The organism is Chitinophaga sp. W2I13 (assembly GCF_050434005.1).
Taxonomy (GTDB): domain Bacteria; phylum Bacteroidota; class Bacteroidia; order Chitinophagales; family Chitinophagaceae; genus Chitinophaga.
Window position 1 is genome coordinate 1,953,870 of the sequence record NZ_JBNPWD010000001.1, and the last position, 15,079, is coordinate 1,968,948.

Annotated in this window: 10 protein-coding genes; 6 read left to right on the top strand and 4 right to left on the bottom strand. The window is 46.5% G+C overall.

Features of this window, described 5'->3' with window-relative positions:
- Window positions 1-10 precede the first annotated feature (10 nt).
- The 3 genes from QFZ48_RS07825 to QFZ48_RS07835 all read right to left on the bottom strand — a co-directional run bounded on the left by QFZ48_RS07825 (window position 11) and on the right by QFZ48_RS07835 (window position 5,686).
- Window positions 11-3,559 (bottom strand): SusC/RagA family TonB-linked outer membrane protein, encoded by a 3,549-nt coding sequence (locus QFZ48_RS07825; RefSeq protein ID WP_429061844.1) that lies wholly within the window; start codon window positions 3,557-3,559, stop codon window positions 11-13.
- Between the two features lie 315 nt (window positions 3,560-3,874).
- Complete coding sequence (locus QFZ48_RS07830) at window positions 3,875-5,026, bottom strand: FecR family protein (RefSeq protein WP_429044307.1); 1,152 nt, start codon at window positions 5,024-5,026, stop codon at window positions 3,875-3,877.
- Between the two features lie 72 nt (window positions 5,027-5,098).
- On the bottom strand, window positions 5,099-5,686 hold the full coding sequence (locus QFZ48_RS07835) for an RNA polymerase sigma-70 factor (protein WP_429044305.1): 588 nt from the start codon (window positions 5,684-5,686) through the stop codon (window positions 5,099-5,101).
- A 210-nt stretch (window positions 5,687-5,896) separates the two neighbouring features.
- On the opposite strand from QFZ48_RS07835, the gene QFZ48_RS07840 reads away from it, so the two are divergent.
- The 6 genes from QFZ48_RS07840 to QFZ48_RS07865 all read left to right on the top strand — a co-directional run bounded on the left by QFZ48_RS07840 (window position 5,897) and on the right by QFZ48_RS07865 (window position 13,342).
- A complete protein-coding gene (locus tag QFZ48_RS07840) occupies window positions 5,897-6,862 on the top strand; it encodes a phosphatidylinositol-specific phospholipase C (protein WP_429061845.1) in 966 nt (321 codons plus the stop codon).
- Window positions 6,863-7,058: 196 nt separating this feature from the next.
- Window positions 7,059-7,811: a CHAP domain-containing protein gene (locus QFZ48_RS07845; RefSeq protein WP_429061847.1), complete on the top strand. Its 753-nt coding sequence runs from the start codon at window positions 7,059-7,061 to the stop codon at window positions 7,809-7,811.
- A 176-nt stretch (window positions 7,812-7,987) separates the two neighbouring features.
- Window positions 7,988-8,650 carry a trypsin-like serine peptidase gene (locus tag QFZ48_RS07850; protein WP_429061849.1) on the top strand — a complete coding sequence of 221 codons (663 nt, stop codon included), beginning with the start codon at window positions 7,988-7,990 and terminating at the stop codon, window positions 8,648-8,650.
- Window positions 8,625-10,817: a S8 family serine peptidase gene (locus QFZ48_RS07855; protein ID WP_429061851.1), complete on the top strand. Its 2,193-nt coding sequence runs from the start codon at window positions 8,625-8,627 to the stop codon at window positions 10,815-10,817. The genes QFZ48_RS07850 and QFZ48_RS07855 overlap by 26 nt, the downstream gene beginning before the upstream one ends.
- A gap of 8 nt (window positions 10,818-10,825) precedes the next feature.
- Complete coding sequence (locus QFZ48_RS07860) at window positions 10,826-12,496, top strand: hypothetical protein (protein ID WP_429044296.1); 1,671 nt, start codon at window positions 10,826-10,828, stop codon at window positions 12,494-12,496.
- A gap of 189 nt (window positions 12,497-12,685) precedes the next feature.
- Window positions 12,686-13,342 (top strand): GIY-YIG nuclease family protein, encoded by a 657-nt coding sequence (locus QFZ48_RS07865; protein WP_429061852.1) that lies wholly within the window; start codon window positions 12,686-12,688, stop codon window positions 13,340-13,342.
- Window positions 13,343-13,352: 10 nt separating this feature from the next.
- On the opposite strand, the gene QFZ48_RS07870 is transcribed toward QFZ48_RS07865, so the two are convergent.
- Entirely contained in the window at window positions 13,353-14,990 is a 1,638-nt protein-coding gene (locus QFZ48_RS07870) for a serine hydrolase (RefSeq protein ID WP_429061854.1), read from the bottom strand.
- Window positions 14,991-15,079: the final 89 nt, after the last annotated feature.

Below are 15,079 nucleotides of genomic sequence, written 5' to 3' on the forward strand. Positions count from 1 at the left end.
AGTTTATACATTAGAAAGCAACATTTAACCCCAGGGAGTAAGTCCTTTGGGAAGGGTAGATGGTATTTTCCACGAAAACATCTGCACCCAGTGCTCCTTCCGGATCAATATTGGGAATAGATTTGTAGAGATAGAACAGGTTACGGGCAGCTGCGGTGACAGTGAGCCTTTGCATTCTTATCCTTTTGGAAATTTCCGCGGGTAATGTATAGGAAAGCGCTACTTCTCTCACTTTGATGTAATTGTTTTTGAATACGCGATCCGGTGGGAAAGAGGTAGCCAGGTCGTTTGCATAGCTTCCATAATAAGAAGAAGCACTGGTGATGATATCATTGGTTACATACTTCCCATTATCATCAATTTTCACACCGGGCAGGACCAGACCATCGTGATACACCTTACCATCCGCAGACTGAGCAGGCGCTGGCTGTGAATGCTGCCACGGCACGTTCTGTTCGTTAGAATTAATATAATAGGCCAAACCGCCGTTTTCTTCATCGCGGTATTTCATGGTATTTTCTAACTGCCCAACACCTGTTAAACGGTTGTTGGTGTAGCTGAAAATAGTACCGCCGTATTTGTAATCCAGCCCGATACGGAAGTTGAAGTTCTTATACTGGAAGTCGGAAATAAACCCGCCGTATACTTTTGGCATTACATTGCCGGCTACGGTTGATTTCTGATCATCGAGTATATAGATACCCTGGTTGTTGACTACTTTATTGCCAGCTTCATCACGTTTATAATCGTTCATTACAATTTCACCATACGGGCGACCTTCATCTGCATGAATAGATGCAGCAGCGCCATTAATCAGGTTACTGAAAGGATAATTGGTAACGCCCGGATACAGGTCTATTACTTTTGATGCCTGGCTGGCGGCATTCAGGGTGAGGCTCCAGCGGTAGTTTTTACCTACCAGCGGCACGCCTGTTAAGGCCAGTTCAAAACCCCAGGCTTTTACATCACCCGCGTTCACGATCATACCAGTTGAACTGGAGGCAGAAGAAATAGGTAAGCTGATGATCTGGTTGTAGCGGTGGTTGGTATAGAAAGAGAAATCGAGGATCACCCTGTCTTGTGGTAGGAAGGTGTTGTTGATACCAATTTCAAATTCCCTTTTACGTTCTGGTTTCAGGGCGCCCGGTAATAATTTGTCGGGAGGTGAAACGGAATTGGCGCCTGTACTTGGCAGGCGGCTGTATCCATACAGGTTATTGGCAAAATAACGGGTAGTACCATTACCTACGTCAGCCCAGGATACTCTCAGCTGTCCGCTGTTTACGCCGGCGAGCCGGTAACGTTCTGTATAATTCCAGGTAAGTGCGGCGCCCGGATAAAAGTATTTGTTGTTTTCCGGAGGAAGGGTAGAGTTCCAGTCCTGACGCCCCTGTAGTTCCAACGTAAATTCATTTTTCCAGGACAATGCTGCTGATGCCAGCAAGCTGTATAATACGTCCGATCCCCTTGTGTAATTTCTAAGCAGATACGCATTGTCGGCGTTTGGTGTACCCAGCTGATTAGAGAAAGAATACCAATCCGGGAAGGTGAGTCCACCAACGGTGTTGGTACCCAGGTAATCAACGTTACGCAGCCGGTATACACCACCTCCAAATGCAAACAAACGGAGATCGTTGTTCAGGAATGATTTATTATAGTTCAGTAACGCCTGGTAAGTTTGAGTGGTAGAATTTTCCTTTGCCACGCCGAAGCTTCCTTCAGCTACAGTTGGTAGCACTCTTGTTACGCTTACCTGCGTATTGTAATTGGTGTTATCATAATCCAACCCTGCCTGTCCTACGAGGAAAATATTCTTCGTGAAGTTCAGTGTTACTTTGGCAGAGGTGATCATGTGGATATTTTCATCCTTATAACGGTTCATTTTGGTATTCCACAGGTAACTGCCGAGTCGTGTAAACGCGTCAGATACGCGGGCATTGGAAAGATCTCTTTTATAACCGGTGGCATCTGTGTAGTAGGGATATATCAGGTTATAATCATAGTCAACCGGGTATCCCCATGCTACCGGTCCATCGTTCTGGGAACGGCGGTTTTGGGTAGAGATGCTGTAAATGTTGGAGATCACTTCAAAGGAAGCCAGTTCGGATGCTTTGATATTACCATTGAAGCTAAAGGAGTTCCTTTTCTGCCAGGAATTATCACCGGCAATATCCTGGTAATTATAGTTGGTATAAGAAGCCCTGATACTACCCTTTTCATTGCTGCCCGCAATTGCTACGTTGGCAGAAGTAGAATGACCGTTCTGGAAGAGTGACATAAAGTTATTCGCGTGTGGCGAATTCTTCACCATGGAACTATCGTAGAACATCACATTGGCACCATCGAAAGCAGGACCGAAGCTGAAGCGCTTATTGGGCAGCATCCTGGTTTTTACGCCATTGATGGTTTCATAGGTCGTATCATAAAGGTTGTCGCCCAGCCCATATTTGGTTTGCAGCTTCAGGTAAGATACCGGTTGTTCTATGGTGTGTTGTATGTTACCGGTCATACCAAATCCTTTCACATTACGGCCGTTTTTGGTAGTAATGATCATTACACCGTTGGCGGCATCGCTACCATACAATACGGTAGCTTTTGCCCCTTTCAGGATATCGATTGATTCGATATCGTCCGGGTTAATGTCATTGATACCGGCGCCATAGTCGAATCCTTGTCCCACATCACCGCCTATCTGTGTTTTACGGTCGCTCAGGATCACGCCGTCTACCACGAACAGGGGTCTTACGTTCTGATCGGGGTTCATACTGGCTGCGCCGCGGATGTTAATCCTAACGCCGCCCTGCGGACCGGATGCGCCCACGTTTACGCCTACACCGGCTGCTTTACCATACAGGGCGAGGAATGGGTTCATGGTTGAACCGGCCTTGGTAAGTTCATCACCTTTGATGGTGCTGATCGCGTATCCGAGTGTTCCCTTCGGGCGTTTGATACCGAGAGCGGTAACCACCATTTCATTCAACCCGCTGGAGGCAATGGAAAGTGTTACGTTCAGGAATGTGGAGGTGCCGAGGGTAACTGATTTTGATTCATATCCTACAGAGGTGAATACCAGTACTACATTGCCTTCCGGCACATCAAGACTAAACCGGCCCTGTACATCTGTGGTGGCGCCGTTTTTAGTGCCTTTGATGAGAATAGTGACGCCGGGGATGGGTGTTCCGGTACTGTCTTTTACCAAACCGCTTATTTTACGGAGTACTACTTCCGGTATGGCGATGAAGGGAGTGGCATTTTCCAGCCTGATATCTTTCTCTTTTACAGCGATGATTTTGCCGATCACTTCATAACTGAAGGGTTGGTTTCTGAAAAGCAGTGCCAGTACATCTTCCAGCGAACCATTCCGGATGGAGATATCTACCGGCTTGCTTTTCGTGAGCATAGCATCTTCATACCAGAACCTATAGCCGGATTGCTTTTTTATTTCTTCAAATACCTTTTGGATCGGTGCGTTCTTTTGCGACAAGGTTATCTGTTGCGACAGAGATTTGGCGCTGATCTGCAAACAAACTACCGTTAAGAGGATAGCCGTAATCTTCATTTGCTTAATCAGTTGTTTTTTTATCCTCAGATGGGCACCTGATTTTCGGAATGTCAGGACGCGATCTTTGATGGTTGATAATAGCCCAGGTACAAAGACGGGCTTTGCATGACAATTAGATTGCATACATTTGTGGTGTTTGGGTTGAGATAAATCTTGATTTCTGATAAGTATTGATGTCAGGTACCAGACCCAGGCTCTTTTCCAGGGGCGGGTGAGATCGCTCCTGGTTTTTTATGCCGGTTCTTACCACACGTCATTCAGGGACCTTTGTTCATGGTAATAGCAATTTGGTTGATATAATGAATAAGATACTTACGGCATAACGATCAGCCTGCGTTGTTCCATTTTAAAATGGATCCTGCTGATTTCCAGTAATCGCAATAATTCTGACAAGTTCGCGTCTCTCGGAATATCTCCTGTGAAGCTGCGGACGGGTATTGCGCCGCTATATACTACTTCCACATCGTACCATCTTTCCACCTGCCGCATGATTGTTTTGATGTCTGCACTTTTAAAAGAAGTAAGTCCGTTTTTCCATGCTACTGCCAGGCTTACGTCAGCATTTTCTATTACTTTCATTTTGCCATTTGGCTCCAGCAATGATTGTTCTCCCGGCTTTAATACACTGGAAGCATTTGCCTGGCTTACTTTTACGGCGCCTTCCAGCAGGGTAGTTCTCATGGCAGCTTCATCGGCGTAAGCCATTACATTGAAGCTGGTGCCCAATACCGCGATACTGGCGTTATTAACGGATACAAAAAATGGCTGGCTGGCATTCCTGGCTACTTCAAAGTAGGCTTCCCCGTTTAGTTCCACCCGGCGTTCCTTTCCAACAAAGGCAGTTGGAAATTTCAGGGAAGAGGCGGCATTCAGCCACACTTTTGAGCCATCCGGCAGTTCCAGCTGATACTGTCCCCCTTTAGGGGTTTTTAATATGTTATAGGCTATACTATTGGCAGCTGTCTGCTTGTTTTGGTCGTATTTCAGCATTCCCGGGCTCACATGTAAATTCACATCCCCTTGTTTCGCCAGTGTGCCCTTCAGTGAGCTATCCAGCGCTATCACATTCCCGTTTGCCAGTGTGAGCATGGCTTTTGTTCCGCCCGGTTTCACATCTTTTTTTATATTTTCTGTTACCACAGCTGGTAACTTATCTGCTTTCCGTGTTTTGGTGACCAGCAGCAAGATGCTGGTGGCGACGATCAATAATAATACAGCAGCGGCCCAACGCTGCCAGTAAACCCATTTAAGCGGCTGCCGCGCCGGTACCTGGTTTAGCTGGGGCGAGGGAAAAAACATGTCATCTTCCTCACCGGACTGTATCCAGGCTTCTTCGATCAGCAATTCCAGCTGCGTTTGATTATCTGCCGCATTTAAAAAATCACTTAACTCGGATTGTTCCGCCTGGGTGATTGTTTTACCCGCATATCGGCTAAGCAGGTAGCGCAACCTGGTATTATCCATCAGCATAGATTGATTCTACCCTATAAGACAGCAACAAGTATAAAAAAGAGGTAATGGTGTAAGAAAAAAAATTTACCCCCTGAAAGGTGTGGCCAGAATAAGCATCAGCAAATTAATTTCCGGATGCGTCATTGCATAACTCCGGATGGAACGCAGGGCCAGTACCATGTGCTTCTTAACTGTTTCCAGTGAAATGGCCATGCGCTCGGCAATTTCAGCCTGGCGGAGACCTTCATCCCGGCTTAAAAGATATACTTTCTGACGCTGGGCCGGCAGCTCTGAAATGGCCTGGTCTATGATGCGGCGGTAATTCCGGATAACAGTATCATCTTCCTGGTCGTGAGTAGCCGCTATACTGGTTTCCCATGCCTGTTTCCTGGCCAGTTCCCGGCCAAGCTTTTTCAGGAAGGATATGCTATAGTTCCTGGCTACTGCATACAGGTAAGGATGAAAATGTTCTACCTGCCTTAACTTCTCCCGTTTTTCCCAAATCCGGATAAATATTTCCTGTACAATCTCTTCGGCCAGCGGTTTGGACCCCGTCAGCTGCATAACAAATGCTCCCAGCCTGTTTTGGTAGGTATGAAATAAATGTGCAAAGGCAGCCTCATCGCCCTGCGACACCCTGAATAGTAAATCTGGTTCACTATTTAATTGCACGGTATTCAAAATAAATGTAAGTGCTTCCCCCGAAGCTAATCTGGTTGATATAACGTAAAGGTATGCATTCCTGTGCTGATAAAAAATCACACCTTTCGACCACCTGCCGGAAATGTTAATTCCACATCAAGGATTGTTAACCAACAATTAATTTCCACTGCAATGAACCAAACAGTATTCTCCTGTATTTTTAATATAAATACTTCCATTATGAACCTGAAAACCCTTTTGGTGGCCCTGGCCATCCTTTCTCTTTTTGGCTGTAAAAAAGACCTGGCAATTCCTGATGCAGCAGCTGGCGGTGAAGCAATGACAAAAAACGCTGTAACCGGCGCTTTAAGCGTAACCCTTACCGGCTGGATGAGCGCCATTGCAGACAATACCAGTCTCACGGCCCTGTCTATTCCCGGCACACACGACAGCGGCGCCCGTGTGGAACCGGTTGGCGGCACCGCCAAATGTCAAAACCTCAGCATCCGCGAACAACTGGATGCCGGTACACGCTTCCTTGATATCCGTTGCCGGCACATCGGCGATGCTTTCGCCATTCACCACGGTTCTATTTACCAGAACCTCAATTTTACGGACGTACTTACCGCCTGTTATGATTTCCTGGCAGCAAATCCTTCAGAAACGATTGTAATGTGCGTAAAAGAAGAGTATGATCCCACCAACAACACCCGCTCCTTTGAGCAAACGTTCGACAGCTATACGCAGCTGCAACCTTCCAAATGGTATCTAAGCGATGCGGTTCCCAACCTCGGCCAGGTAAGGGGCAAAATTGTGCTGCTGAGGAGATTTGGCGCCACCAGTACCCCAAAAGGTATTGAAGCCACCAACTGGGCCGACAATACCACGTTTTCTATCAATAACACCAACTCCTCCCTGCGGGTGCAGGACCAGTATGTAGTACCCGATAATAACGCGAAATGGACAGGCATTACCAACCTGCTCACAGAGGCAAAGAACGGCAGCCAGTCGGTACTATATATCAATTTCACCTGTGGGTATAAATCCCTGATCTTTGGTATTCCCAGCATTACTACCGTTTCAAATGCCATTAATCCACAGATCAACACTTATTTTACCAGTAACACGCATGGCAGATATGGTATCATCCCGATGGATTTTGCAGCGGCCGACCGGAATACGCTGATCATTAATACCAATTTCTAAAGATATATGGTCAATAAATGAAAGGGAGGCCGCTTCATCGGGGATGAAGCGGCCTCCTTTTTCCCGGTTTTTAAAATGCCGGGAAGTTGTTATCTTTAGATAACTCCAAGAAAGATTCATCAGACAGCTATCCCATAACAGTATAAAACCATTGTGAAATAATATTCTTACCCCCAAATTTTAAAAATCAATTGTTATGAATTACCCCAACAAAGTAATTAAGGCTGGCGAAACAAACAGCCAGATTGTAAAAGCCATTCAACAAAGACTGATTGAACTCGGTATCGGTACTCTACAGGGCACAGGCACCTTTGGCCCTAAAACTGTGTCTGCCGTAAAACAATTCCAGGCGCTGCACCGCGACCGGTTTGGTAATCCGCTTATTGTGGATGGTGAAGTGGGCGCCATTACCTGGGAAGTATTGTTTGACGATGGTGTACCGGAAGAAACAAATGCGCCCAATACGCTACTTGCCAAAGCGATTGAAGTGGCCGAAAGCCAGATTGGCGTGATGGAAGTGCCTCCTGGCAGCAACCGGGGACCACAGGTAGAAGCCTATCTGGCCAGTACCAATACCCCTCCCGGCAACTACTGGTGCGCAGCCTTTGTGTACTGGTGCTTCAAAAAAGCCGCAGCAGACCTGGGTATTGCTAATCCCGTTGTTAAAACTGCCGGCTGCCTGGACCACTGGAACAAAACAAAAGCGCTGAAAATCACTACCGCAAAGGCTATCAACAACCCCTCCCTGATAGTTCCGGGCAGCATCTTCATTAAAAGCCATGGTGGCGGCTTCGGTCATACCGGTATTGTAACCGCTGTAAATGGTGGCTTTATTGAAACCATTGAAGGCAATAGCAACCCCAACGGCAGCAGTAACGGGATTGGCGTGTTCCGTATTAAATTCCGGAAGATAAATTCCATTGAAAAAGGGTTCATTATTTACGGATAAATCTCCTGCTTCCGGGCCGCCAACCTGTTGCCCGGAAGTATTACTTCATTACAAATGCCGCTCTTTTCATTTTATAATAAAAAAGATATTTCAAATGACCTTTTATTCCCTTCTTTTTTGATTAAATTCATTAGCGAAAACCTAAGTGTACTACCCCAAATAAATACCCTCAATAAATGATACCTCATTGGAAAGTTATCCAGGAAGTAGCAAATCGTTTTGGTGACCGTCAGCCACAGTTTGAAGCTGCCGAAAGAAAGCTGTATGCCTTACGGGAAGCCAATCAGCCTTTAGTACAACTGGAAGATAATCCCACACGGGTGCAATATCGTGTGGCCCGCGAAAACACGCCCCTGGTGGCAACTGCGCTGGAGCGGATTACAGGCACGGCCGACTTCCAGGACAAATATGTACTGGACAGGTTATCTGAAATGTCCAGGGCCGTGTGCCGTATCCTGAAAGGCGGGACGCCCATTGGCACCGGTTTCCTCGTAACAGAAGACATCCTGCTAACCAACCACCATGTGATTGAATCGGCTGATGATGCAGAAAACATGATTGCAGAATTCAACTATGAAGTGGACGCTACTACAAAAGCGCTGAAAAGAAGCGCTTCCTTCAAACTGGATGCCCGCAAGTTTTTTATGACATCGAGCCTGGAAGTAAGTAAAACTACGCTGAACAGCGGTCTCGATTTCACCCTGATAGGTGTAAGCCTGACCGGCACTTTCGGTGAATTACTGTCGCAGTTTCCCCCAATCCGTCTTGACGGCAACCTCGGCAAAATCATTAAAGGCGAATCCTGTGTAATTTGTGCAGCACCCCAACGGCCTGCCTAAAAAAGTGGTACTGAAAGATATCCGCTTCTTCTCTGAAACAGGTACCCGCCTGGTATATGAATCGGATACACTCCCCGGCAGCAGCGGCTCCCCGGTGTTCGGAATGGGTACCTGCGAGATCATTGCCCTCCATCACAGCGGGCTTTCCCGCACGGATGATCAAAACCGCGTACTTACCCGGAGTGGGCAACTGGCCACCCCTGAAACACCGGACGACGAGATTGACTGGATCGGCAATGAAGGCATTAAAGTGAGTGTAATTGTCAGCGCCGTGCGGGAAGCCACGTTAAGTCCGGATATGGAAAAGGGCCGCCGCGCTTTATTAAAAGATACCGACAATATTGCACCGCAGCTGAAGCAGGCCTTACCCGACCAGGCCAGCGTTCGTAGCGGTGTAAACAATGTAGTAACAGCTGCCGCTATGAGCAATAACAGCGCTCCATCCAATGTTCCCGATATTCCTTCATCTCCCAAAGAAAATACTATGGATGTTCCTTCATCTGCCAATATTAGTACTCCCACCGCATTTATAATCTCTGCATTGAATAAACCGGAAACGGTGTCGCAGATAGAAGCGGTATTATCTGTAAAATATCCGCCGGGCATTAAGCTGTCGTTGCTTACACCCGCCACCGCCGTTGCCGGCAAAGAAGAGTTGTTTACGTTTACCACCAACTTCAGTGGCAACGCGCATGAAGAAGCCGGAAAACTGGCACAGGTACCAGGCATCTTTTATGCAGAAGCAGATCTGCCTTTATACCTGAATGCCGATACCGTTAATATTATCAGGAAGGGTGGCGGTCCTGCCGAATCCGGCTTTCTGTTTGACGACGGCTATGGCACGCCCAACGAAGATGCTTTCCTGAAAAATTATACGGTAACGGCTGTGAGCAAATTTGTTGCCGGCCGGAAAGCAGAAGAATACCGGCGTTGGAACTGGTACGCCACCGGGTTCGATAAGATACTGCTGACACAACAAACACCTGCATCGCCTCATGAAAAAGGCATCCGTGTAGTACAGTTTGACACCGGTTATACCGACCATTCCAAAGTAGCCGGTGCATTTGACACCGACAACGATTATAACTTTCTCGATAATACCAATGACGCGTTGGACTTGCGCACCATTTCGCTGGGAAAGCAACCCGGTCATGGCACCCGTACCGGCAGCCTGTTAATTGGCCACGACTTTTCACCTGCCGCAGGTAACGGCAACTGCGGCTTACTGGCTCCCGATAATTACAAACTGGTTCCCTTTCGTATAGCCGAAACAGTGGTCATCATCAACAGGCAGCAGCAACTGGCAGCAGCATTGGATGCAGCTATTGCCCAGGGTTTTGATATCATTACCATGAGCATGGGCATTCCCCCTACGCTCACCACTGCACGGCTGGCAAAAAAGGCATATGAAAGTGGCGTTATCTGGTGCTGTGCAGCCGGTAACAGCGTGCAGGCGGTAGTAGCGCCCGCTGTGTTTCCCGGTACTATTGCGGTGGCAGCATCCAATCCGCTGGACAGGGAATGGACCGGATCTTCGAGAGGAGATACAGTAGATATTACTGCGCCGGGAGAAGATGTGCTGGTACCCATCTGGCAGGCGGCAGGCGACCACCTGGAAGGTTTTGCCTATGGCGATGGCACCAGCTACGCCACACCGCATGTTGCCGCCGCAGCAGCCTACTGGTTGGCAAAATACCAGGACCAGCTCAGGGCGCCGGAATATGCCGGCTGGAAAAGAGTAGAAGCTTTCCGTCAGGCGCTGAAAGACTCTGCCCGCAAAAGCGATCAACTACCCACGAAAGGTTTTGGAAGTGGTATTCTCAACGCAGAAAAACTTCTAAACACTCCCCCTAAACCTGCCGGCAAATTAAACAACCAATACAACGGCTGGAACGAAAGCGCTTTCCTGAACTCGCTGCAGGGCTATGGCGAAATAGTAAAAACTTACTGGAACAAACTTCACAATGCCATTTTTGGTACGAGAAGAGGCAACCAGGAATCGCTCACCGCTATTTCCACTCCAATGTCCGACAGCGCGCGGATGCTGGAAAGCGCCACCTTTGGAAAAAGCAGAAGCGCCTATGAAAGCACCACTCCTGCCACCTATCCGGATCTGCTTCAACGGTTTAACACCGTTCAGTCTATTATTGAAAATGCCGCTAAATAAGTGACCCCATGACAAACAAGATATTCGACTTTCATTTCCATCTGCTGTTTAAACATTATCTCAGCAATGGTACCCCTATAAATGAGCAAGTGAAAACCACCGGCCTGGCCAGTTTGCTGAACGATCTTTTCGGCGGACCGTTTAATAGCCAGTCGTCACCCGACCAGGTGAAAGACAGCCAGCTCTATCTGGGAGTGGCTTCTATTATCAGCCTGGAACATGCTTTTGCCCGTAGAATTTTGCATGTGCTCGGCATCGACTTCTCCCATATATTACCTTTAAACAAAGACATCGTAAATAAAACCAGGGACGGTAAAACCAGCTACTACGCCGAGTTTCAGCAACAGGTAAAAATGTACCTGGATAGTAAGGCCATCCTGGAACAGGCGCCCTATCATATAAAATATACGGGGAGGAAAGATTGGGAAGGCAAAACGCCGCAACAAATAGCAGATGTGCTGAAAGATGATAACACACAACGCTACCTCATTTTTTCTATAGAAGGAGGTCATAATTTATCCGATGTGCCTATCCGGGGCGCCGCGTTATCCAGGACGCCGGAGCTGAACCTGAAAGATATCCAGGATAACAGTGAACTGGATTTTATCAGCATTAATCTCTGTCACCTCAGCTATATCCCGGAGCAGCCGCTGGGCGGGTTTGCGCAGGGACTTAACAAGCAGGCGCAAATAGCTTTCAGCAGCGAGGACTTCATGCCTAAAGCTGGCCTCGGACTTACACAGCTGGGAAAAAAGGTAATACGCCAGGCGCTGCTGCATGAAAAGAGACCGGTGCTCATCGATCTGAAACATATGAGCGTATACACGCGGTTTCATTATTACCGTTACCGCGAATCGCTGATCAATGAATCGCCCGCCGTCAACAGGCTGCCGATCATCACCTCTCACACTGGTTTCACATTCACTTCATTGAATAACTATCTCGCTAAAAAACAATTCAGATCCACCACTGGTCAGCAGGATGGCGTATTGGTGAGTATAGTGGAATCTGAAAACCGGAAAATCGGAAAAACAAACGACAGCATTAATAGCGGTCTTTATGGCAATCCCTGGACTATCAATTTATTCGATGAAGAAATTATAGAGATCATGAGCTCGCGGGGAATGATCGGTATCAGTCTTGACCAGCGCATCCTGGGTGCAGAAAAAATGGTTGACAGTAACCGGCCTGAATATTTTGATCCCGAATACATTGCCCGGGAAGAATGGGAAAAGCTTTTCAGGGATGGTCAACTTCCAGGCGCAGAGAAATTATTTGATTTCCTGAGCATTCCTTCGAGGGCGGAGCGGCACCTGATGCTGTTGTGTCTTCACATTATTTATGCCGTGAGGATCGGGAATGCCGGCATGGGATGGGAGCCTGGTACTTCACCGTGGGATCATATCTGTATTGGCTCTGATTTCGATGGACTGATTAATCCTATCAACCGGATAGATAATATCCTGAAATTATCCGACCTGGCTGCCGGGTTAAAAAAATATTTACCCGTTGCCGATAAATATCTGAATACGGGAGATGGTAACAATGCGCGCTCACTTCGCTACAATCCTGCAGACGGATCACTGGATATGAATTACCTGGAGGAAGTGATTGGGAAGTTTATGTATACCAATGGGCTGAATTTTACCGCGAGGTACCTGAGTAACTGGCAGGAATAGCGCCGATTTCAAATATCTGTATCGTAGTATAAGATCATTGTTTAACAACCACACTGCGCACAGGTGATGCTCCTCTATGCGCCGCATACACTTCATATTATAATTTAAGATGATTATTCCATTTTGTATATAAGAATCATAGTCGTAAATTGATAACATAATTATCACCAGCAAGCGCGAAATCACCTCATGGAGCAAGTACAAATTGGTAAGTGTGTGTACATTCTGAACACAGGTAAAAACCTGTATAAGATCGGTAAAACGCAGGACCTGCATAAGCGTCTGGCGGCTTATCATACACACCTGCCCGTAATGTTCCGTGTTATCAGGCAGTATGCAGCGTTGAATATGACAGACCTGGAAGAGAGTCTGCATATTGTTTTTCAGCATAAACGTGTAAAAGGCGAATGGTTTGAGCTCAGCAAGAGCGACCTCATCATCTGCGATAATATTGCCCGGAACTATGCTCTGCAGGCCTTACAGAAGCAGCACCGGAAGTATACTGACATTGCTTTCAGCGATAATCCCCTGTTACAGGTAATGGAAGCCAATGAAAAATACCTGCAGGATTATTCCAGGATTGCTGATGACATTAAGCTGGGACTTAATAATGACGAGGTATTTGAGCTTCATGAAGGCACGGTGAATAAATCCATTATTGAAACGGTGAGGCGATTAATGCGGTACCGTACTCCCAATTCAGAATTCCTTGGCAAATGGCTGCGGGTAGTAAACGAGCTGAGTGATGGCGTTAGTGAAAGTACTATTCTCCAAAAATACGAAGGCCAGATCAGCCGTTCCACTATACAAATGATCAAAAGAATTTTACGTAATCAGTTGTATTGAGACCGGCGGCTCATTCCACTTTCTTTGCGACAGCTACACCATTTTGAATTTTTGTTAATCCGGTAACGGTTCCATTTTTATCCAGGATGAACACCAGCTGCGCATCTAAATTTCTTGCAAAAAACCCGCAGGTATCATAGGGAACTATTTCCTGCCTGATTTGCCTGCGACCGGGGCCTGTGCCATATAACCGGTTACCATCCCGGGTAATGGCAAGAATAAAGTTATCCGGAAACTGATATTTCCCAATATACCTTTTCAGCGCTTCAGGGGGAATATTTATCGCGTACAGGTTGTTCAGTTTAATACCTGTCCGGATGAATGTAACTGCTTTTCCCGCCGTTTCAGAAACGAGCCCGCCGATACTTCCGTCTTTCTTCTTCAAAAATTCTATGATGGCCAGGTTGTTCTCAAAATAAAATTTGTCATTCCCAAAAGGGATCAGCTGTTCTTTCGGTCCTCCTTTTACAAAGTACAGGAGTCGTCCATCTTCATAAGATACGGTTCTTTGTCCCTCTGTTGCTGATTCATAGATGGCTGCATATGATTTAAGTTGCGCTATGGGCAACCCGATTTCGTTGGTGTGATAAGGTTTACCGATAGCTATGCCCGCAATTTTTGATCCGATGACTTCAGGGTTATTGTTTTCACAGTTGGTAAAAACAGCCACAAATACGTTCTCCTGCGGAAGATAAACAGCGAATGTTGAGAATCCATTGATCAGGCCATCGTGTTTAATATCCAGGCTTCCCTGGATATTTCCCAGCCACCAACCGTATCCGTAACCAGTGGAATTTCCTTTGTTCAGTTGATGGGAGGTATGTGCTTTTTCCAGGCTTTTTTTACTAATAACTTTCCCATCCATCAAGGCTTTATTCCAGATGTACAGATCTTCAACGGTAGAAAGAATGGAACCTGCTGAATAGGGTTGGGTCATACTTAGGAAATCGGCATTTTTATATGCGTCGTTGTCTTTCTGATAGCCACTGATGCGGCGGGGGATTATAGATGCAGTATTGTCGTAGCCGGAATTTTTCATTCCTAAAGGTTTAAAGAAATTTTCACTGATATATGCTTCATAGGGCATACCCGAAATGCGTTCAATAATATAGCCCAACAGCACATATCCGTTATTATTATAGCGGAAACTTTCGCCGGGCAAAAAGTCTGACGGCTGGTATTTAAAGGAATCAATCAGCGCCTGCGGAGTAAAATCGCGCTTTCTTGTTTCAGCTGTCCATGCGCCTGCACTGGTATTTATTCCCGAAGTGTGCGTAAGTAGCTGTTCAATGGTAACATCCGGCACAGGATAATCACTGATAAATTTAGTGATCTCATCCTGCAACGATAATTTTCTTTCCTCTGCCAGCTTTAAAATTGCGCAGGCGGTAAATTGTTTGGTAATAGAACCTATCCGGAATACATGATCAGACTTCAATTGTACATTCAGCTCCAGATTAGCTTTCCCAAATGCTTTTTTGTAAACAATTTTATTTGCTTTAGCCACCAGCACGGCAGCTCCCGGGCCTGCGGATGGAAACGTCCGGGCTAACATGGCATCCAGCTCTTTTTCCAGGTGCTGACCAAAGGATATAAGTGGCAGATATATCAACATTGAATACAGCGCTATTATCAATAATTTTCTCATGGTGTTTATGTTTAATCCTTAAAAAAGAGCAAAGGCTTCCCATAGCGGGTTAAACCCGCCAGTTCTGGCTGCAATAAATGAAGCAGGAA